This window comes from Streptomyces sp. NPDC001750, assembly GCF_042892615.1.
GTDB lineage: Bacteria > Actinomycetota > Actinomycetes > Streptomycetales > Streptomycetaceae > Streptomyces.
Genome location: NZ_JBIAUE010000008.1, coordinates 117,130 through 137,267, shown reverse-complemented (window position 1 = coordinate 137,267; position 20,138 = coordinate 117,130). Strand labels below are relative to the sequence as shown.

The following is a 20,138-nucleotide window of genomic DNA, read 5'->3' as shown; positions in this document are numbered from 1 at the left end:
GAGTTGCCGCTTCGCAACCGTCGCCCTCGAAGTCGTACCGACAGGTATTGCAATCGCCGCAGACATGACAAGATCTGGCCTGTCCTCTTGCCCTCCCCGCTTTCGGAGTCAACGATGCGTCGCAGTGTCCGGGCCGTGCTGGCCCTCTCCCTCGCCGGACTGGCGGTCATGGTCCCGGTCGGATCGGCACAGGCCGACACCGTGGTGAGGGTGTCCGTCCCCAGTGGTCTGCCGCTCAACGTACGGTCCGAGCCGCGCCTCGGTGCCCAGGTGGTCGGCAGCCTCGCCAACGGCAGCAAGGTGACGATCACTTGCTACGGCCGGGGCGACAGCGTGCAGGGCATCGGCGGTGCCACCAACATCTGGAACAAGGTGTCGAGCGGCGGCTGGGTCAGCGACGGCTTCCTGGAGACCGGCTCCAACAACCCGGTGGTGCCTCCCTGTTCCGGCGGCGCGCCGTTCAAGCTGCCCTACTCGGCCGGCCGGGCGTACACCGTGACCCAGACCCCGGGTTCGGGCTACTCGCACAACGACGACTACAACCGGCACGCCGTCGACTTCGCCACCCCCACCGGCACCCCCATCGTGGCCTCGGCCGCGGGCACCGTCTACTTCGAGGGCTGGAACGGCGCCGGCGGCATCATGGCACTGATCGACCACGGCAACAACCGGTGCACCCAGTACGCCCACCTGAGCTCGACGATCATCGACAGGGGTAACCGGGTGGCCCAGGGCCAGCAGATCGGCACCTCCGGCGCCACGGGGAACGTGTCGGGCCCGCATCTGCACTGGAACGTCGTGTACTGCGACAGCCAGCGCAGCCGCGAGATCCCCAACTCCGTGGAGACCGGCACCAACTATCCCACCGGTTCCGCGCCGGTGAGCCGCAACGGCTGACGATCCGCCGACCCCCGTGTCGGTCACCGAGTTGTCGTGGTGGAACGGATACGTGATCGCCGCCGGAGCCCGCCGCCCTTGCGAGGCGTGCCGGGTCGGCGGCCTTCTCCCGTCGGCGCCCCGACCGCTCGCGGGGCTTCTCCCCGGCGCGACTCACGGCCGCGTACACGTCGCGCCCGCTATTCCGCGGCCGGGACGAGGGACTGCTCGGTCCAGATGGTCTTGCCGCGCTGACCGTAGCGGCTGCCCCAGCGGGTGGTCAGCTGGGCCACGAGGTACAGGCCGCGGCCGCCCTCGTCGGTCCAGCGGGCCCGGCACAGCCGTGGCTGGGTGTTGCTGGGGTCGGAAACCTCGCAGATCAGCACGCTGTCGCGGATGAGCCGGAGGGCGACCGGGCCGCCCGCGTAGCGAATGGCGTTGGTGACCAGTTCGCTGACGACGAGTTCGGTGGTGAAGGCCAGGTGGTCCAGGCCCCAGGAAGCCAGTTGCCCGGTGACGGCTTCCCGGGCCTCGGTCACGATGGCGGGATCGGCGGGGAACTGCCAGACGGCTGTCGAGTCCTCCGGCAGCGCCCTGGTACGAGCGAGCAGCAGGGCCACGTCGTCGCGGGACGGGGCCTCGGCGGCCCGGGAGAGCAAGGACCGGCCGACCCCGTCCAGGGACGGTGATCCGCCGCCGTCGCACAGCGCCGCGAGACCGTCCGCCAACTGCGACACCCCGTCCTCGATGTCCTGTCCGCCGAGGGTCACGAGCCCGTCGGTGTACAGGGCGAGGACGCTGCCGGGCTCCAGCCTGAGGTTCGTGACCTCGAACGGCATGCCCCCCACCCCGAGTGGCGGGCCCGGGGCGATCTTGATCGCCCGGGTCGTGCCGTCGGGGCGGAGGAGTACGGGTGGTGGATGTCCGGCGCTGGCCACCGCGCACTGGCGGGTGACCGGGTCGTACATCGCGTACAGGCAGGTCGCGCCCACGGCGTCCCGCTGGGCGGGACCTGCCTCCTCGGCGAGCTGCTGGACCAGGTCGTCCACGTGTGTGAGCAGCTCATCGGGCTCCAGCTCGAGATCCGCGAGGGTCTGCACCGCCGTACGCAACCGCCCCATGGTCGCCGTGGCGTGCAGACCGTGACCGATGACGTCTCCCACCACGAGCGCCACACGCAGCGACGGCAGCGGGATCACATCGAACCAGTCGCCGCCGATGCCGGCCCCGCCCCCCGCCGGCACATAGCTGCCCGCCGCCTCGACCGCGGGGATGTCCCTGGTGGCACGGGGAAGCAGGCGCTGTTGCAGTGCCACGGCCGCGCGGTGCTCCCGGGTGTACCGGCGGGCGTTGTCCACACTCAGCGCGGCACGGGAGGCGATCTCCGTCAGCAGCTTCCGGTCCTCCTCGACGAAGGGATCGGGGTGGTCGGTTCGCCAGACCACCACGGCGCCGAGCAGCAGACCGCGCGCGAACAGAGGGGCGTAGAGGACCGAGTGGCCGTGCTCGGGGACGAACAGCGGGGCCAGTTCCGGTCCCAATTGCTCCCTCGCCTCCTGTACGGAGGCCAGGACGGTCTCGCCGCACCGCAGCTTCCGCAGAACAGGCGGGTCGGGCAGCGGGGGAACCGGCTTCCCCGGTTGCAGGAGGCTGCTCGGCACGGGGCCGGTGGCCGAAACGATCGCGGCGCGGCGCAGGTACCACAGTCCGGCGCCGGCCAGCTTGGGCGGCTCGTCGCCCTGGAACATGGCGTCCGCGAGTTCCACCCAGGCCATGTCGCCGAAGGCCGGGACGAGGACCTCGGCCAGATCCTGGGAGGTGCGGAGGACGTCCAGGGACGTGCCGATCCGCTCGGACGCTTCATGGAGCAGGTCCAGGTGTTGGTGGTCCCGCTGCCGGGCGGTGGTGGGCGTGAGCATCGTGGCGACACCTGTCGGGCACCCCTGCGCGTCCTCCAGCCGGAAGGCGGACAGGAACCACTGTCTGTCGGGCACCCGTGGGGCCCGCACCCGCTGCTCCCACCCGATCAACGGCACACCGGTGTCCAGGACTCGGCGCAGCGCCGACTCGACCTCGTCCGCGTTCTGCGGGGAGAGCACCTCCCACAGTCGGCCCCCGAGGAGCCCGGACGACCCGCCGGACGCCCTGGAGGCGGCGTTGCTGCGCTCCGTGCTCAGATCCGGACCGTGGATGCCGACCTCGATCCGGTTCTGGGCGAACAGTGCCCGCACAAGGGCGGTGTCCTGATTCCACATGTCCAGATGCCTGGCGGGGAGGGCCAGGACGAGGCACTCCGACGAGCCCTCCATCGGCACCGTCCGAAAGGCGACCTCGAACCGGTGACCGGAGCGGCTGCGGAGCGGCACCCGGCCCGTAGACGGGATCCCGGTGCCTCCGGGGCGGCCCTGGCACCGTCCGCCGGAGGGGTCGGCGAGCAGGTCGCACACCGAGGAGCCGCGGACCTCCTCGGCCGTGCGCTCCAGCAGGTCTGCGGCCGCCCGCGACCAGCGCAGCACGACGCCCCGGTCGTCGAGCACGGCCGTCGCGATGTCGTCGAACGAGAACGACCGACCCCAAGCGTCATCGGTGGATGCGCCCATCCCGCTGTCCTCGCCTCTGCGGAGTTACTTAAAGGTAAGTACATTGTGGACAATTCCGACGCATGCTGCTCCGTCAGCGGGAGCGTGAAACGTTCGTTGCGACTCCAGGCCGTGGCTGACTCGGCGATGACCAGCGACAACGTCGCCGGGGTTGAAAGCAGTCCATGAATGCGCCGAGCAGGTCGGGCGGCGTAACTACCCCACGGCCCTCGGTGCGGACCACCGGCGGACCGTGGCCGCCCTCGGTGAGGGGCGGGCGGACCGGGCCGATGATGGCGGCGATCCACGTCATATGCGGCTGGGGTATGTTCCGCGCTCGCGGTGGGCCGCGCTCGGGCCGTCCACGAGCCGGGCCGCCCGCCCTTCGGCCGTGCGAAGGTGTCCGAGACCGGGGCCGGCTCTCGGCCGGCCCTTGAGCCGCGCGAGTGATCCGCCTCGCCCGGCCATCGCCTGCATTTCGCCCGACCTGATCCAGGACCGGGGCGTGCCGGTCCTGGCGGAACACGCGAAGGCACCGGAGAACAGCGGAGCCATCGCCGTCATCCGATCGTGTAAGGGCGCATCATCTCGTTGTCCTCGTGTTCGAGCATGTGGCAGTGCCAGACGTACCGGCCCGGCCGGTCGAACGTCGCTTTCAGCCTCGTGACGCCGCCCGGGTAGGCGATCACCGTGTCCTTGAAGCCTCTCTCCCACGCTTCGGCGGGTTGCGCGGGGCGGCCGGCCGTCTGTCGGCCGAGGACCTGGAACTGCACCTCGTGGACATGGATCGGGTGGGCGTCCTTCGTGAAGTTGTGGATCTCCCATACCTCGGTCGCCCCCAGTGCCGGGTTCTCCGTGACGGGGTCGCCCCAGTGCATCGGCACGGCGGCGCCCTTTCGGTCCAGGGTGCCGAGCAGCATCCGCCGGGGACCGATGTGCGGCAGCGAGGCGGAGTTCTGCTCGCTGAGGGAGAGCCGCCGGACACGGCTCGCCTCCCCCAGCGGCTCGAACGGCGGAAGCGACAGCCGACCGGGAGGCACGGTCCTGTCCGGCGCCGTGAGTGTCCCCGTCACAAACTTCATGATCTGCCCGGTGGTGGCCGGGTCCGCGGGGGAGAAATCGGTCCCCGCCTTCCCGCCCTGGAACGCCGCGTCGGGCCCCTCGTTGATGAGGTACAGCTCCGTCCCGGCCGTGAGGGACGTGAAGTCGACGACGACGTCGGCGCGTTCGGCGGGAGCGATGAGCAGTTGGTCGAGCTGGACCGGCGCCGGGAGGAAGCCGCCTTCGCTGCCGATCTGCCAGAACGGAAGTGCGACACGCGCGGGCCTGTGGGCGAGCGGGTGGGTGGTGATCTTCAGGATCAGGTACCGCGAGTTGCACCCGTTGAGGAGCCGGAAGCGGTACCGACGGGGCTCGACGCGGAGAAACGGCCAGGTTCTGCCGTTGGTCACCATCGTGTTGCCGAAGAGCTCCGGATTCCAGATCGGGGGAATGTCGCTGCCCGGGATGTAGGGTCCGCCGAACCCGTCGAAATCGCGGCGCCCGGCCGGGTAGTGGAGGCTGCCGTCGACATGGAACGAGCGGTCCTGGACGACGACGGGTATCTCGTAGTACTTCCGCCCGGGCGGATCCCCGGGCCGGGGCGCGGGACCGGGCAGCACCCCTTCGGGAAGGTCGGCGGGACCTCCTCGCAGGAGGTAGAACCCGGCCAGCCCGGCGTAGACGTTCAGGCGTGTGACGCCCAGGGCGTGATCGTGGAACCAGAACGTCGAGGCCCGCTCCTCATTGGCGTACTGGAACACGGCCTCGCCACGATTCCAGACCTCGCCGAACCGCTCTTCGAACTTTCCCTTGAACTCCTCGTAGAAGGAGCCGACCTCGGCGTACCCCGCAGGAACGTCGAGCGCGTCGGGAAGGTACCAGGCCTCGGTGTAGCCATCGTTCTCCTCGGTGTTCAGCCCGCCGTGCAGATGCGTCACGATCGGCACGGGGCCGGTGTACGGTCCGGGCGTCGAGCGAAACACCGGACTCGCGTCCCGGCCCCGGGATCCACCCGGAGGGTTCGCCCAGTGCAGTGTGGGGTCGACGGGCAGCAGATGCGGCAGGTACCGGCCGTCATGACTCCGCAACTGGTTCCGCCACCTCACGCGCACGGGCGTTCCCGACCGGGCCTCGATGGTGAAAGCGGGGTAGTGGAAGGTGCCCGGATGCCCGGTGGAGCCGTATCCCCACACTGTTGTCGCGGGCAGACCGGGTGGCAGCACCTGCTGCCGGAACTGCCGCACGCCGATGACGTAGTTCTCGACCGGAGCACCGAGGGCGCCACGCATCGGCGGCATGACGGGCGGGACGACGAGAGGCTCGACGTACTTGCCCACCTCCCGAGGATCGAGGACGTCCCCTCGGGACGCCGTCCACAACCTCGGACGAGCGGTACCGGCCGGAAGGAGCGCGGCCATTCCTCCGACCGCCGCCTGGACAACCCTGCGTCTCGTGACCATCCGTACCCTCCGGTATGCCTCGGACCGGCCTCTTCACCGTCGTCCTCCCGGCCCGGCCCCGCGGCTCCCCGAAACCGACGGCACGTGCCGGGCTTCATCAGGCTGCCTCAGACGACCCGGGCGCGCGTTGCCGGAGTACTCCGGGCGAAGGACTCCCAGGCCCTGTCGTCGAAGTGCCGGCGGTCGGCCGGAGGCCGGACCGCGCGGCGTCCGGCGGGGCGATCGCAAGGCGGAGGCGTCCTCGTACGTCCCGTACGAGGACGCCTCCGAAAACACCGCGAGCCAGAGGTCTCCCCTGGTCGGGCGAAGCCGAGAGCCTGGGGATGTGGCAGGCGTCGCACGGCGGGTGGCAGTTCGATGGCAGGGCCCGACACCGTCGGCGCCCCTCTGCGCGGTACGGGCAGTTGCCGCGCGGGGCCGGTCCCGCCGGTCGGGTGTCGGCGCGAGCAGACCGGCACGACTGGCCCGATGGGGTGACCAACGCTCCGGGCCGTGCAGCGTCGTCGGCGGGGGCTCGACTCTGCGGGGTGCGCCCCCCGCACGGGCTCTCCTCACTCTGCTCGGGCAGGCGATCCGGCTGTGCTGTCACGGGGATTCGGCTCCCGAGGCCGCGGGGTTTGCGTTGCACGCCCCCGGCCAGGGTGGATTCGTCCGACAGCACACCGGCCACCCCGGTGTCACGAGAACAGCGGTTACCCGCGCACCTGAACCAGCGCGTGCGTGCCGCTCGTACGCCACGCGGCACCGGAGCGCTCGAGGGTGTCCGAGGTCGCCTGATCCAGACCGACGATCACGTCGGACTTCAGCGTGCGCAAGGCCGCGACGGCCCCCGGAAAGTGCGCGGTACGGACGGCGAAGGGCATGGTTGTGCCCCACAGTCGATCGCCCACCAGGCGGCGGTAGTTGAGGTCGCCCTTGAGGATGGTGAGCGTGACGTCCGCGAACTGCTTGCGGAGGTCTTCGGGCATCTCCTCGTACGGCAAAGGGGCACAGAAGAACGGGTGGGTGCGAACCTCCAGACGTCCCGTCGCCGTGGCCCTCCACAGTCGGCCGCCGATCCGGCCGGCTTCGCCCGGCGCCTCGGTGAGCCGTCGGAGGCAGTCGACCACGTCCGCCGTCATCGCGTCGGATACGTAGTACGGGTGGGGCTTGACGTGAAGCACGACCCGCTCGGCATGCCGGTGTTCGAGGAGGTGGTCGACGAGGATCAGGTCCGGGATCAGCTCGCGCCCCGCGTTGTCCGCCACCACGGCGGTGGTCGAAGACCCTCCGGCAGGCAGGAGCTGCCACAGCGACGCGCTGTCGTCGGCGACCAGCGCGGACGCGGCGGCCGCACCGGCCGTCGGCTCCCCCGCCGAGACGCGGAAGCCGAGATCCGCACGGTTGCCCCAGAGCGAGGCGCGGAGCAGGGCCGTGGCCCTCTCGTCGGTCGACGCGTCCGCGAGCGCGTCCAGGGCCCGCAGTTCCTCCTCCACCGCCTCGCCCCGCAGTTCGGCCCGTTTGAACGGCGCGAAGGGGTCGACTCCCTGCCACGGCCCGGTGCCGAAGTACCCGACCGCGCCGAGGAGCCTGCGGTAGAAGTAGCTCTCCGCCCACAGGAAGGGGACGTCGTACCAGGAGCGCCCGAAGTGCCCTCGCCCCCACTCCGCCCACTGCTCGCGGTCGTGGACCTCGGGGCCGAGCGGCTCCACGACGCCACCGGTGATCTCGTCCAGCAGGGCATCGAGGGCCTCGTGCTGCCGGCGTCCGTACGGGAAGGCCGCTCGTACCTGCCGGATGATGGCAGGGTGGCGCCCGGCAAGGACACCCCGGGCGAACGAGCCGGGCTCGTCGCTCTTGATGACCGGCGGTTCTGCCGCGACGGCCGGGCCGGGCCCCGCTCCGTCCCCGTCGCCTGCGGCGAGGGGGCCTCTGTCTCCCATGTGTCCAGCCCTTCGCGAATCGTCGGCCGAAGAGTCGGGACCCCGACCGTCGGCTCCTCCAGGTGTGCCACATGGGCTCGACCGCCGACAACACGGGGCGAGTTCCTCTCACGCGTCCGTTGCCCGAGCGTGTCCCGCGCTTCACGGGACCGTTGCCCTGCCGATGTCTTGCCATGACCACCCTGCGCAGCAAGGGACTTCGCGCCGCCTTGGGAAAGGTCGAGCTCAAGGGTGGGTTCGCACGGCGACGCCGGTGCCGCCCGTGCCCCCGCCCCACCGAGCACCGCGTACAGCCGCCCCTCCGCGGCGGCGACGTCGGCCGTCCCGTTCACCTTCCGCCGCCCGCCGGAAGGTGAACGGGGCACCGCACGGCGGAAGCCCCCGATCCGTACCGGAGTTCTGCCTCCGAACCCGGCTCCCGTTCCGCGTCGAACCTCGACGAATGACCGAGCAACACGGAAGAACACTGTCCCGCGTCATGGCGGCGCCGGCGGGGAAGTGAAGGTGAGCGGTGAAACCGCTCGACCCTGGACCTCTTGCTCACGGAGCGGGCCTGCGAACACCCGGTCGTCGGCGTCGTCCGCCGCCTGGGTCCCGGAGATCACGGAGCGTCTGTCCGCCTCGCTTCGAGGCTCATGAGAACGGACCACCACGAGAGCGGGGCCCGGCCGAGGCCGGTCAGCGCACTGCCTGACGATGCCGCTCGTCCAGCCAGTCGTACCAGTCCGGCATCCCCTCTCCCGTGGTCGCCGAGACCCTGAGCACCCGCAGGCCCGGGTTGACGGACATGGCGTACTTCTCGCACTGGTCGGGGTCGAAGTCGACGTACGGCAGCAGGTCGATCTTGTTGATGATCACGAGGTCCGCGACCGCGAACATATGGGGGTACTTGATCGGCTTGTCCGTCCCCTCCGTGACCGAGATGATCACGGCCCGACTGCCTTCCCCGAGGTCGAAGAGTGCGGGACAGACCAGGTTTCCCACGTTCTCGACGAGGACCAGCGATCCGGGCCTCGGGGCGAGGGCCGTGAGCGCGTCCCGCGTCATCTCCGCGTCGAGGTGACAACCCGCACCGGTATTGATCTGTACGACGTCACCGCCCGCGGCCCCGATGCGCTCGGCGTCGAGCGTCGTCTCCTGGTCCCCCTCGATCACCGCGACCGAACGACCCCGGCCCGTGAGCTCTCTGACGGTGCGTTCGAGGAGGGTGGTCTTGCCCGCGCCGGGTGAGCTCATCATGTTCACCGCCACGATGTCCCGTTCGGCGAGCCAGACACGGTTCCGTGCGGCCAGGTCCTCGTTCTTGGCGAGCACCCTCTGTTCGAGCGTGACGGTCTCCCCGTCGGGCGTGACGGTCCCGCCGCCCCCGGTCGCCCCGTCGGCGGCGGCCGACGGGGTGAGCGGCGCGGGTCCCCGCGCGAGGTCGTGGCCGTGCCCGTCGTGGCCGTGCCCGCCGTGGTCGTGGCCGTCGTGGCCGTGCCCGCCGTGGTCGTGGCCGTCGTGGCCGTGCCCGCCGTGGTCGTGGCCGTCGTGGCCGTGCCCGTCGTGGCCGTCATGGCCGCGTGTCTCGTGGTCATGACCGTGTCCGTCATGACCGCCCTGAGTGTGGCCGCCGTTCGGGTGCGCGTGCGGTCGGGTGAGTCCGGTGATCCGGGTACCTCCGCCGCTCTCGCCGCCACCGTCCGCACAACCGCAAGTACCGCACATGCCGTCAGCCCACTCTCATAGAGACGATCTGCAACTCCCGGCCCGACGTGACGTCCACGTCGGAACTGCCGCACGGACACAGCAATACAAGATCGTTCAAGAGGAAGTCGGTCTCACACGCCCGGCAGTGCGCCCTTCCGGGCACGTGATCGATCTCCAGGAGCGCGTCCTCCGCGGCCGTTCCCGCGGTCGTCAGGTCGAAACAGAACCGCATCGCTTCGGGCACCACGGCGGTCAGTATCCCCACCCTCACCCTGACGGCCCGTACCGGCCTTCCGTCGGCGCGCTCGCACACCGCTTCGACGATGCCCTGCGTGATGGACAATTCATGCATCAGCGCCTCGCTCCGCCTCACTCTCCGGAATTCACTCACGTGGACGCGACCACCGAGAGGAAAGAGATTCCCCGCCGGAGAATCTTATGTTGACAGGAGATCGCGGCTGCTCCTAGATGGTAACAATTCGCGTGACGCCGCATTCACCACATGTGGCAGCACTATCCCCACGTCCGAGACCACATTCCTCACGTCCGACAGCGAGCGGTTCGAAACCGGAAGGCAGCGGGCCATGCCGACAGAAGCAGCGATAAAAGCGGAGAACACTCTCATCCACGTGCTGTGGATCAACGCGGGGCTGAGCTGTGACGGGGATTCCGTCGCCCTGACCGCCGCCACGCAGCCCAGCATCGAGGAGATCGCGCTAGGCGCGCTGCCCGGGCTGCCGCAGATCGCCGTGCACTGGCCACTCATCGACTTCGAGAGCGGGCCGCACAAGGGCGCCGACGACTTCATGGAGTGGTTCTTCAAGGCCGATCGCGGCGAACTGGACCCGTTCGTCCTGGTCGTCGAGGGGTCGATCCCCAACGAGCGGCTGCACGACGAGGGGTACTGGTGCGGCTTCGGCAACGACCCGGCCACCGGACAACCCGTGACCACCAGTGAATGGCTCGACCGGCTGGCCCCCAAGGCCACCGCGATCGTGGCGGCCGGCACCTGTGCCACGTACGGCGGCATCCACGCCATGGCGGGCAATCCGACCGGCGCGATGGGGGTGCCGGACTACCTGGGCTGGGACTGGAAGTCCCGGGCCGGCGTGCCGATCGTGTGTGTCCCGGGTTGCCCCATCCAGCCGGACAACCTCTCGGAGACACTCACCTACCTGCTCTACATGGCCACCGACCAGGCCCCGATGATTCCCCTCGACGAGGCGCTGCGCCCGGTCTGGCTGTTCGGCAGCACGGTGCACGAGGGATGCGACCGGGCCGGCTACTACGAGCAGGGCGATTTCACAACGGAATACGGCTCACCCGAATGCATCGTGAAACTCGGCTGCTGGGGCCCCGCCGTGAAATGCAATGTGCCCAAGCGGGGCTGGATGAACGGCATCGGCGGCTGCCCCAATGTCGGTGGAATCTGCATCGGCTGCACCATGCCGGGATTCCCTGACAAATTCATGCCGTTCATGGACGAGCCACCGGGAGCTCGGCTCTCGTCGAATTCAGTGAAGCCGTACGGCTCGACGATGCGACGGCTCCGGGGCATCACCACGCACACGCTCGACCGCGAGCCCAAGTGGCGCAAGCGCGGCAAAAAACTGACGACCGGGGCCACGCGCACCTGGTGACCGCGTATTCATGAACCGGCCCGGCCGGAAACGCACCGACACGGAAGAAGAGGCGGCCCCATGACGGCGATCAGCCAGGGCAAGGACGAACTGGTGGAGATGGCGTGGGATCCCATCACCCGGATCGTCGGAAGTCTGGGCATCTACACGAAGATCGACTTCAAGCAGAAGACCGTAGCCGAGTGCCGCAGCACCAGCTCGATCTTCCGCGGCTATTCGGTCTTCATGAAGGGCAAGGACCCGCGCGACGCCCACTTCATCACGAGTCGGATCTGCGGAATCTGCGGCGACAACCACGCCACGTGCTCCTGCTATACGCAGAACATGGCGTACGGGGTGAAGCCGCCGCACCTCGGCGAGTGGATCGTGAATCTCGGCGAGGCCGCCGAGTACATGTTCGACCACAACATCTTCCAGGAGAACCTGGTCGGGGTCGACTACTGCGAGAAGATGGTCGCCGAGACCAATCCCGGTGTGCTCGAACAGGCCAACCGCACGCCTTCCCCGCACGCGGGGGACCACGGCTACCGGACCATCGGCGACATCATGCGCTCGCTGAACCCCTTCACCGGTGAGTTCTACCGCGAGGCCCTCCAGGTCAGCCGGATGACCCGCGAGATGTTCTGCCTGATGGAAGGGCGTCATGTCCATCCGTCCACGCTCTACCCGGGCGGGGTGGGCACGGTCGCGACCGTGCAGCTGATGACGGACTACATGACCCGGCTCCAGCGGTACGTGGAGTTCATGAAGAAGGTCGTGCCCATGCACGACGACCTCTTCGACTTCTTCTACGAGGCCCTGCCGGGCTACGAGCAGGTGGGAAACCGTCGTGTCCTGCTCGGCTGTTGGGGCTCGTTCCAGGACCCGGAGCACTGCAACTTCTCGTACGGGGACATGACTTCCTGGGGCCGGAAGATGTACGTGACCCCCGGTGTCGTCGTCGACGGGAAGCTCGTCACCACCGACCTGGTGAAGATCAACCTCGGCATCCGCATCCTGCTCGGCTCCTCCTACTACCGGGACTGGGAGGAGCAGGAGATGTTCGTGACGAACGACCCGCTCGGCAATCCGGTCGACCGGCGCCACCCCTGGAACCAGCACACCAACCCGCAGCCCCAGAAGCGCGATCTGGACGGCAAGTACAGCTGGGTCATGTCGCCGCGCTGGTTCGACGGCAAGGACTACCTCGCGCTCGACACCGGCGGCGGTCCGCTGGCCCGGCTCTGGGTCACCGCCCTCGCGGGCCTCGTCGACATCGGATACGTCCGGGCCACCGGCAGCAGCGTGAAGATCAACCTCCCGAAGACCGCGCTCAAGGGCCCGGTCGAGCTGGAGTGGCACATCCCGCGATGGAGCAACACCCTCGAACGCAACCGGGCGCGCACCTACTTCCAGGCGTACGCCGCCGCCTGTGCGCTGCACTTCGCCGAGAAGGCGCTCACGGAGATCCGGGCCGGCCGGACCCGGACGTGGGAGAAGTTCGAGGTGCCGGAGGAGGGCATCGGCTGCGGCTTCACCGAGGCCGTGCGCGGAGTGCTGTCGCACCACATGGTGATCAGGGACGGCAAGATCGCCAACTACCACCCGTACCCGCCGACCCCGTGGAACGCGAGTCCGCGCGACACGTTCGGGACGCCCGGGCCCTACGAGGACGCGGTGCAGGGCCAGCCGATCTTCGAGGAGAACGACCGGGAGAACTTCAAGGGCATCGACATCATGCGCACGGTGCGCAGTTTCGACCCCTGTCTGCCGTGCGGCGTGCACATGTACCTCGGCAAGGGCAAGAGGCTGGAACTGCTGCACTCCCCCACCCAGTCCGCGGGCAGTGAGTGACGTGGCGGAACCGCAGACGTCCCCGCCCCCGGCCTCCGAGCCCTGGCGGACGACCGGCGAGCGCATCGAGAGCCTGCTCACCGCGTGTGCGGCGGGAGGGACCGCGGCCCGTGAGCGCGGCGAGGAACTGGTCCGGCTCGTGACCGACTTCTACGGCGCCGGACTCGAACGGCTCCTCGACCTGGTCCACGCGCACGGCCGGTTGGACGACCCGCTCCTGGCCGCCCTCGCCGCCGACGACCTGGTGGCCGGCATGCTCCTGGTGCACGGGCTGCACCCGTACGGCGTGGAGGACCGGGTCGAGAGCGCGCTGGAGAGCGTGCGTCCGTATCTCGGCTCGCACGGCGGCGATGTGGAGCTGCTCGGGGTCACGGACGACGGAGCCGTACGGCTGCGGTTGCTGGGCACCTGCGACGGCTGCCCGTCGTCCTCCGCCACGCTCGCGCTGGCCGTGCGCGGCGCGGTCGAGGCGGCGGCACCGGAGATCACCACGATCGAGGTCGAGCCCGCGACCGGGAGCGCGGGGACCACCGCTGCTCCTGGGCCGTTGGTGGCGGTGGACTCGCTGTACTCCCGGCTGCGCGAGGCAGGTCCGCCGGACGGCGGCGGCGAGGACGCCGGCGCGGTCTGGGAACCGGTCCCGGCCCTGGTCGCGCTGGGCTCCGGCGAGGCCGAACGGCTCAGCGTCGGCGGATTCCCCCTGATCGCCTGCCGGATCGGCACCGAACTGTTCGCGTTCCACGACCGGTGTGCCCGGTGCGAGCGGCCCATGGAGGGTGCGACGCTGGCCCGGCGCCTGGGCGGTGGTCCGGGCGACGGAGTCCTGCGCTGTGCCGCCTGCCGCGCCCACTACGACGTCCGGCGGGCGGGCGCCTGCCTCGACGCGGACGCCGCCGGGGCGCATCTGGACCCGCTGCCCCTGCTGGTGGACGGGGCCTCCGCCTCGGTCGCCGTGCCGTCCGCACCCGTGGCCGCCCCGTGAGCGCGCCCGCGGGCCGTTCCGGGTCCCCGGCCGCGGTGCTGCTGCGGATCGGCCGTGACCGTCCCGAGCCGGTCACCGGCGAGCGCTGCGAGATGTGCGCGGCTCCGGCCGCCGAGGAGCACCGGCACGTGGTCGACCTGGAGAGCCGCGCCCTGATGTGCTGCTGCCGGTCCTGCCATCTGCTGTTCACGGACGAGGGGGCACGGCAGCGCTATCGCGCGGTCCCCGACCGGTATCTGCGCTTCGAGGGGTTCTCGCCGGACGCGCGGGCGTGGGACGCGTCGCGGATCCCGGTGGGCCTGGCCTTCCTGTTCCGCGACTCCACGCGGGACCGCACCGTCGCCTTCTACCCCGGCCCGGCCGGGGCGACGGAGTCCGAACTGCCGCTGGACGCCTGGGCGGCGCTGGTGGAGGCCGACCCCGCGTTGTCGACGGTGCGTCCCGATGTCGAGGCGCTCCTCGTCCGCCGGAACGACGGGGGTGGTCGTGAGGGCGTGTCCTCGTGCCACCTGGTGCCGATCGACGCCTGCTACGAACTGGCCGGCCGGCTGCGCACGTTGTGGCGGGGATTCGACGGCGGCCGGGAGGCGCACGCCGCGCTCGACGCGTTCTTCGAACGGGTCGACGCCCGCAGCAGACCGGTAAGCACGGAGCGGACGGCCTCCGGGCCCGCGGGCAGGGGTGGTCCCTCGTGAACGGGCCGGCGTCCTGCGGACTGGAGTTCTCGGTACGCGACATCGTCGCCGAGCCGTACACGGCGGTGCCGCAGCTGACCGCACGGTTGAGGATCGAGGACGGCACGGGCGAGCGGATCCACGCGATCGTGCTGCGCTGCCAGGTCCGCATCGAGCCGCAGCGCCGTCCCTACGACCGGGCCGAACAGGACGAGCTCCGGGGCCTGTTCGGCGGGCGGGAGCGGTGGTCGGGCACGCTGCGCCCGTTCCTGTGGATGCGGTGCGACACGACGGTGCAGGGGTTCACCGGCTCCACCGAGACCGACCTCGCGCTGCCGTGCAGCTACGACTTCGATGTCGTGGGCTCGCGCTATCTGCATGCGCTCGGGGACGGGGCGGTGCCGCTCAGTCTGCTCTTCTCGGGCACCGTCTTCACCTCGGGAGGAGGCCGCGCCGGATTCGGCGTACGGCAGGTTCCCTGGGACTGCGAGGCGCGCTATCACCTTCCGGTCGACGTGTGGCGTCAGGTGATCGCGTCCCACTTCCCGCATTCGGGCTGGATCAGGCTGGATCACGACGTCCTCGCCGACTTCGCCCGTTTCCGGGAGCGGCGCGGGCTGATCAGCTGGGACGAGACGGTCCGCATGTTGTTGTCGCAAGCGGGCGGCACCGCCGCCGATGACCTCGACGAGGTGGTCCAGTGACCCGGACGAATCCCACGGCTCCGGCGGATCACGATCCGGTGCGCCGGATCGCCGACGCGGTGCTGTACGAGGGCTATTTGCTGTACCCGTACCGCGCCGGCTCCCACAAAAACCGGTCCCGCTGGCAGTTCGGTGTGCTCGGGCCGCCCTCGGCGGCACCCACGAGCTTCGCCGAGGATCCGGGCATGGCGATGGAGTGTCTGCTGTCCGTCCCGCCCGGCCCGTCGCCCGCGGGCGACGTGGCGGTCCGGCTGCGCTTCCTCCAGCACCAGGTGCGTCAGGTGCGCAGGAGGGAGGCGGACGGCGGTCACACCGACGTCGATGAACTCACCGTGGACGGCGTGGCGTTCCTCAGCTGGGACGAGGCGGTGGAGCGGGAGGTGGACCCGGGGCCGGTCCCGTTGACCGGCTCGACCGATCGCCTCTGCTCCGTGCCCGGCGGCGAGGAGTGCGAACCGATCACGGACGCACGGGGAGTGACGGTAGGTCAGGTCGTTCGCCGCCGCGAGCCGCTGCTGGCCAGGGTCCGCACCCGTACGGCCGAGGACGACGGATTCCTGCGGCTGTCGGTGTCGGTGGACAACGAGCACGCCATGACGGCCGCCGACAAGGAGTCCGCCGTCCGTGCCTCGCTGCTCGGCACGCACCTGCTGCTGCGGGCCCCGCGCGGCGCGGAGTTCGTCTCCCTGCGCGAGCCGCCGGACGCGGCAGCCGCCGCGGCGTCGCGGTGCGAGCAGCGGCGGTGCTGGCCGGTCCTGGCGGGGCCGAAGGGTTCCGCGGACACGGTGCTCGGCGCACCGATCATTCTCTACGACCATCCGGAGATCGCCGAGCAGAGCCCGGGCGCCCTGTTCGACTCGACCGAGATCGACGAGCTCCTGACGCTCCGGATCATGACGATGACGGACGAGGAGAAGGCCGAGGCCCGGGCCACCGATCCCCGGGCCCGCGAGATCGTGGACCGCTGCGACGCGATGGCGCCGGAGGACCTCCGGCAGCTGCACGGCCTGATCCGGCCATCCGACGCCCCGGCGGCGTGCCGGGAGGTGCCCGTCGCGGACCGGTTCGGGAGGAGAACGGAGACCGCGCCGGACGGTCCTGCGGGCGGCGGCGCGCCGTGGTGGGATCCGACGGCCGCCGCCGACGCGCCGCCGGGGTCCGAGGCCGTCGTGATCGACGGGGTGCGCGTCGCCAGGGACAGCCTCGTGCGGGTGCGACCGGCCCGCCGCGCCGATGCCCAGGACCTCTTCTTCGCCGGTCGGGTGGCACGGGTCACGGCCGTGCTGCGCGATGTCGACGAACGCACGCACGTGGCCCTCGTCCTCGTCGACGACCCGGCGGCCGACCTGCACGAATGGTACGGCCGCTCCTTCTACTTCGCCCCCGACGAACTGGAGCCGCTGCCCGTCGGCGGTCCCGGACGGGGCGTCCCCGGTCCATCGGAGTCCCCAAAGGAGAACCCATCGTGAAATCGCTCGGACTGGTCACCACGGGGGTGGTCGCCACGCTCGCCGTGGTCGCCGTCGTCGTCGGCGTGCGGTCGATCCCCGACATCCGCAGATATCTCAGAATGCGCTCCATGTGAGTGCGTCACGCGCCGGGGAGGGGTTCTGACGTGTCCGCAGGAGTGCTCGTGGCCGGCGTCGGCAACCTCTTCCTCGGCGACGACGGCTTCGGCCCGGAGGTCGTGCGCCGGCTCACCACCGACTCCTGCGGCGAGCCGCTCCCGGCCGGGGTCCGGGTCGTCGACTACGGCATCCGGGGGATGCACCTCGCGTACGACCTGCTCGACGGATACGACGCGCTGGTGCTGGTCGACGCCTGTCCCGGCGGCGGAGAGCCTGGTGGGCTGACGGTTCTGGAGGTGGGTCCGGACGATCTCGGATCTGGTGAATTCGACGCACATGGCATGAATCCGGTTGCGGTGCTAGCAAATCTGGACCAATTAGGCGGTACGCTTCCGCTGACTCACGTCGTGGGGTGCACGCCCGCCGACGTCGACGAGGGCATCGGTCTCAGCGAGGCCGTCGCCGCGGCCGTCCCCCGGGCGGTGGAAACCGTACGGGCGCTGGTCCATCGGCTGTCCGCGGCCGCGCCCTGCCAGGAACCGGCCACCGCGCCCGACCCGCTCCGGAGGTCCTGATCATGTGTCTCGGCATTCCCGGACGCGTCGTGGAGATCGTCGAGGGATACGCGGGCCAGCTCGCCCTCGTCGACGTGGAGGGGGCCCGGCGCCGCGTCAACATCGGCATGCTCGACGCGCCGCCGGCCGCCGACGACTGGGTGCTGCTCCACATGGGCTTCGCCACACAGGTCATCGACGAGGCCGAGGCGGCGGCCGCGCTGTCGGGGCTGGAGTTGATGGGCAGTGGTCCCCGGGAGGACGGCGAGGCGGACCGTCGCCAGGAGCGGGTCCGCCGCCGTTTCGAGGTGCGCGGCGTGGTGCAGGGCGTGGGCTTCCGCCCGTTCGTCCACGTCACCGCCACCGGCCTCGGCCTCGTCGGCTCGGTGGCCAACACCGGCGACGGGGTGGTCGCCGAGGTGGAGGGGGACGCCGACGCGGTCGCGGAGTTCGGGCACCGGCTGCGGACCGGACCGCCGCCGCTCGCCATGGTGGAGTCGGTGACGGAGACCGACCGGCCGCTGTGCGGGGGCGAGGGGTTCACCATCGCGGACTCCGACGCCACCGGCCGGGCCCGCACGCTGGTCTCCCCCGACACCGCGACCTGCCGCGACTGCCTGGCCGAACTGCGCGACCCGGACGACCGCCGTCACCGTCACCCCTTCATCACCTGCACCCATTGCGGTCCGCGGTTCACGATCGTCACCGGCCTGCCCTACGACCGGGCGGCCACCACCATGGCGGACTTCGCGATGTGCGAGACCTGCCGCGCGGAGTACGACGACCCGCGCGACCGCCGCTTCCACGCCCAGCCGATCTCCTGCCACGCCTGCGGTCCGCGGCTCGAACTGGTCCAGAAGGACGGCCGGTCACCGCTGCACCGCGACGAAGCGCTGTGCCGCGCCCGGGAGTTGCTCGCCGCGGGACGGATCGTCGCGGTCAAGGGGATCGGCGGCTACCACCTCGCCTGCGACGCCCGTGACGAGGCGGCGGTCGACCGGCTGCGCCGCCGCAAACGCCGGGGCGGCAAGCCCTTCGCCGTCATGGTCGCCGACCTCGATGTGGCCGAGGAACTGGTGACCATGACCGAGGACGAGAAGCGCCTGCTCAACGGGGCCGTGAAGCCCATCGTGCTGCTTCCCCGCCGCTCGCGCGCGGGCGCCGTCGGGGTCGCGGACGCCGTGGCCCCGGGCAGCCCGGACCTCGGCATCATGCTTCCGTACACCCCCCTGCACGTCCTGCTCCTCGGCCTCGACGGCGACGCCCCCGGCCCCGACGCACTGGTGATGACGTCCGGCAACCGTTCCGGGGAGCCCATCGTCACGGACGACGCGAAGGCACTGACCGGGCTCGCCCCGCTGGTCGACGCCTGGCTGCGGCACGACCGGCCGATCCGGGTGCCGTGCGACGACTCGGTCAGCCGCTTCGTCGCGGGTGCCGAACTGCCCGTGCGCCGATCGCGCGGATACGCGCCGCTCCCCCTCCCCCTCCCCTTCGAGGTGCCGCCGCTGCTGGCCGCGGGCGCCGACCTGAAGAACACCTGCGCACTGGGTGAGGGCTCCCACGCCTGGGTCAGCCAGCACATCGGGGACATGGACGACCTCTCGACGATCGATGCCCTGTCCCGCACGGCCGACCATCTCGCGCTGCTGACCGGCGTCGAGGCCGAGCGGTTCGCCGCGGACCGGCACCCCGGCTACCGCAGCGGCGCCTGGGCCCGCACCCGCGCCGGGGCCCGTTGCGTGCACACCGTGCAGCACCATCACGCGCACATCGCGTCCGTGATGGGAGAGCACGGCCTCGGCCCCGAGGACGAGGTCATCGGCTTCGCCTTCGACGGCACCGGCCACGGCACCGACGGGGCGATGTGGGGCGGCGAGGTGCTGATCGCGGGGTACGCGTCCTACCGGCGGGCGGCGCACCTGGCATACGTGCCCCTGGCCGGTGGCAACGCGAGTGTGCTGCGTCCGTACCGGATGGCACTCGCCCACCTGCACGCCGCGGGTGTCCCCTGGGACGAGGGGATTCCGTCGGTCGCGGCCTGCCCGCGCGACGAACGCGCGGTACTGGACCACCAGTTGACGACGGGCCTCGGCTGTGTCCCGACCTCCGGCATGGGCCGGCTGTTCGACGCCGTGGCCTCGCTGGCGGACGTGCGGCACGAGGTGGCGTACGAGGCCGAGGCGGCGATCGCGCTGGAGGGGATGGCACGGGCGGCATCGGCCGAGCCCGCCGGGCACGCCTACGCCTTCGGTACGCGGGCCGCGGCGAAAGACGGCGAACCGCTGCTCGCGGACCCCGGTCCGGTGATCCGCGCGGTGGTGTCCGACGTCCGGGCGGGCGTGCCCGCGGAGGTGGTCGCGGCCCGTTTCCACACGGCCGTGGCCCTTCTCGTCGCCGGTCTCGCCGAGCTGTGCCGGAAGCGGACCGGGATCGGTGTGGTGGCGCTGGGCGGCGGCGTCTTCCAGAACGCCGTTCTCCTGGAGGAGACCCGGACCGCCCTGTCGGCGCGGGACTTCATCGTCCTGCGTCCGCGTCTGCTGCCGCCCAACGACGGCGGACTCGCCTTCGGGCAACTGCTGGTCGCGGCGTCGTCCCGCTGACGTCCGCGAGCGA

Annotated in this window: 15 protein-coding genes; 10 read left to right on the top strand and 5 right to left on the bottom strand. The window is 70.8% G+C overall.

Annotation, left to right across the window (positions count from 1 at the left end; genetic code table 11):
* Positions 1-114: 114 nt before the first annotated feature.
* Positions 115-897, top strand: coding sequence for a peptidoglycan DD-metalloendopeptidase family protein (locus ACFYY6_RS15590; protein WP_351631640.1), 783 nt, complete (start codon positions 115-117; stop codon positions 895-897).
* A gap of 179 nt (positions 898-1,076) precedes the next feature.
* On the opposite strand, the gene ACFYY6_RS15585 is transcribed toward ACFYY6_RS15590, so the two are convergent.
* The 5 genes from ACFYY6_RS15585 to ACFYY6_RS15565 form a co-directional block, all read right to left on the bottom strand.
* Positions 1,077-3,476: a SpoIIE family protein phosphatase gene (locus ACFYY6_RS15585; RefSeq protein WP_389193518.1), complete on the bottom strand. Its 2,400-nt coding sequence runs from the start codon at positions 3,474-3,476 to the stop codon at positions 1,077-1,079.
* A 539-nt stretch (positions 3,477-4,015) separates the two neighbouring features.
* Positions 4,016-5,833: a multicopper oxidase family protein gene (locus ACFYY6_RS15580; protein ID WP_389193515.1), complete on the bottom strand. Its 1,818-nt coding sequence runs from the start codon at positions 5,831-5,833 to the stop codon at positions 4,016-4,018.
* An 815-nt stretch (positions 5,834-6,648) separates the two neighbouring features.
* Positions 6,649-7,878 carry a damage-control phosphatase ARMT1 family protein gene (locus ACFYY6_RS15575; RefSeq protein WP_389193512.1) on the bottom strand — a complete coding sequence of 410 codons (1,230 nt, stop codon included), beginning with the start codon at positions 7,876-7,878 and terminating at the stop codon, positions 6,649-6,651.
* 678 nt (positions 7,879-8,556) lie between these two features.
* Positions 8,557-9,585 (bottom strand): hydrogenase nickel incorporation protein HypB, encoded by a 1,029-nt coding sequence (gene hypB / locus ACFYY6_RS15570; protein WP_351520895.1) that lies wholly within the window; start codon positions 9,583-9,585, stop codon positions 8,557-8,559.
* A 4-nt stretch (positions 9,586-9,589) separates the two neighbouring features.
* The gene (locus tag ACFYY6_RS15565; RefSeq protein WP_351520897.1) at positions 9,590-9,910 is read right to left on the bottom strand and encodes a hydrogenase maturation nickel metallochaperone HypA; all 321 of its coding nucleotides are present in this window, start codon (positions 9,908-9,910) and stop codon (positions 9,590-9,592) included.
* Positions 9,911-10,151: 241 nt separating this feature from the next.
* Here ACFYY6_RS15565 and ACFYY6_RS15560 point away from each other — a divergent pair, with 241 nt between their 5' ends.
* Genes ACFYY6_RS15560 through hypF form a run of 9 tightly spaced genes read left to right on the top strand, consistent with a single transcriptional unit; the run spans position 10,152 to position 20,125 of the window.
* The gene (locus ACFYY6_RS15560) at positions 10,152-11,207 is read left to right on the top strand and encodes a hydrogenase expression protein HypE (RefSeq protein ID WP_351520898.1); all 1,056 of its coding nucleotides are present in this window, start codon (positions 10,152-10,154) and stop codon (positions 11,205-11,207) included.
* A gap of 60 nt (positions 11,208-11,267) precedes the next feature.
* Positions 11,268-13,040 carry a nickel-dependent hydrogenase large subunit gene (locus tag ACFYY6_RS15555; protein WP_389193509.1) on the top strand — a complete coding sequence of 591 codons (1,773 nt, stop codon included), beginning with the start codon at positions 11,268-11,270 and terminating at the stop codon, positions 13,038-13,040.
* 1 nt (position 13,041) lies between these two features.
* Complete coding sequence (locus ACFYY6_RS15550) at positions 13,042-14,022, top strand: NifU family protein (RefSeq protein ID WP_389193506.1); 981 nt, start codon at positions 13,042-13,044, stop codon at positions 14,020-14,022.
* A complete protein-coding gene (locus ACFYY6_RS15545) occupies positions 14,019-14,717 on the top strand; it encodes a DUF5947 family protein (protein ID WP_351633291.1) in 699 nt (232 codons plus the stop codon). Before ACFYY6_RS15550 ends, ACFYY6_RS15545 begins: the two co-directional genes overlap by 4 nt.
* Entirely contained in the window at positions 14,714-15,400 is a 687-nt protein-coding gene (locus tag ACFYY6_RS15540; protein WP_351520905.1) for a DUF6084 family protein, read from the top strand. Before ACFYY6_RS15545 ends, ACFYY6_RS15540 begins: the two co-directional genes overlap by 4 nt.
* Positions 15,397-16,869: a hypothetical protein gene (locus tag ACFYY6_RS15535; RefSeq protein WP_386607458.1), complete on the top strand. Its 1,473-nt coding sequence runs from the start codon at positions 15,397-15,399 to the stop codon at positions 16,867-16,869. Before ACFYY6_RS15540 ends, ACFYY6_RS15535 begins: the two co-directional genes overlap by 4 nt.
* On the top strand, positions 16,866-16,985 hold the full coding sequence (locus ACFYY6_RS15530; RefSeq protein WP_384412561.1) for a DUF6893 family small protein: 120 nt from the start codon (positions 16,866-16,868) through the stop codon (positions 16,983-16,985). Before ACFYY6_RS15535 ends, ACFYY6_RS15530 begins: the two co-directional genes overlap by 4 nt.
* A 30-nt stretch (positions 16,986-17,015) precedes the next feature.
* Positions 17,016-17,543 carry a hydrogenase maturation protease gene (locus ACFYY6_RS15525; RefSeq protein WP_386607457.1) on the top strand — a complete coding sequence of 176 codons (528 nt, stop codon included), beginning with the start codon at positions 17,016-17,018 and terminating at the stop codon, positions 17,541-17,543.
* 2 nt (positions 17,544-17,545) lie between these two features.
* A complete protein-coding gene (hypF, locus tag ACFYY6_RS15520; RefSeq protein ID WP_386607456.1) occupies positions 17,546-20,125 on the top strand; it encodes a carbamoyltransferase HypF in 2,580 nt (859 codons plus the stop codon).
* The last annotated feature ends 13 nt before the right edge of the window (positions 20,126-20,138 follow it).

Coding starts and splice junctions, on each gene's coding strand:
- ACFYY6_RS15555 (WP_389193509.1), top strand. CDS start 11,268: ATGACGGCGATCAGCCAGGGCAAGGACGAACTGGTGGAGATGGCGTGG.
- hypB (WP_351520895.1), bottom strand. CDS start 9,585: ATGTGCGGTACTTGCGGTTGTGCGGACGGTGGCGGCGAGAGCGGCGGA.
- ACFYY6_RS15590 (WP_351631640.1), top strand. CDS start 115: ATGCGTCGCAGTGTCCGGGCCGTGCTGGCCCTCTCCCTCGCCGGACTG.
- ACFYY6_RS15585 (WP_389193518.1), bottom strand. CDS start 3,476: ATGGGCGCATCCACCGATGACGCTTGGGGTCGGTCGTTCTCGTTCGAC.
- ACFYY6_RS15575 (WP_389193512.1), bottom strand. CDS start 7,878: ATGGGAGACAGAGGCCCCCTCGCCGCAGGCGACGGGGACGGAGCGGGG.
- hypF (WP_386607456.1), top strand. CDS start 17,546: ATGTGTCTCGGCATTCCCGGACGCGTCGTGGAGATCGTCGAGGGATAC.
- ACFYY6_RS15560 (WP_351520898.1), top strand. CDS start 10,152: ATGCCGACAGAAGCAGCGATAAAAGCGGAGAACACTCTCATCCACGTG.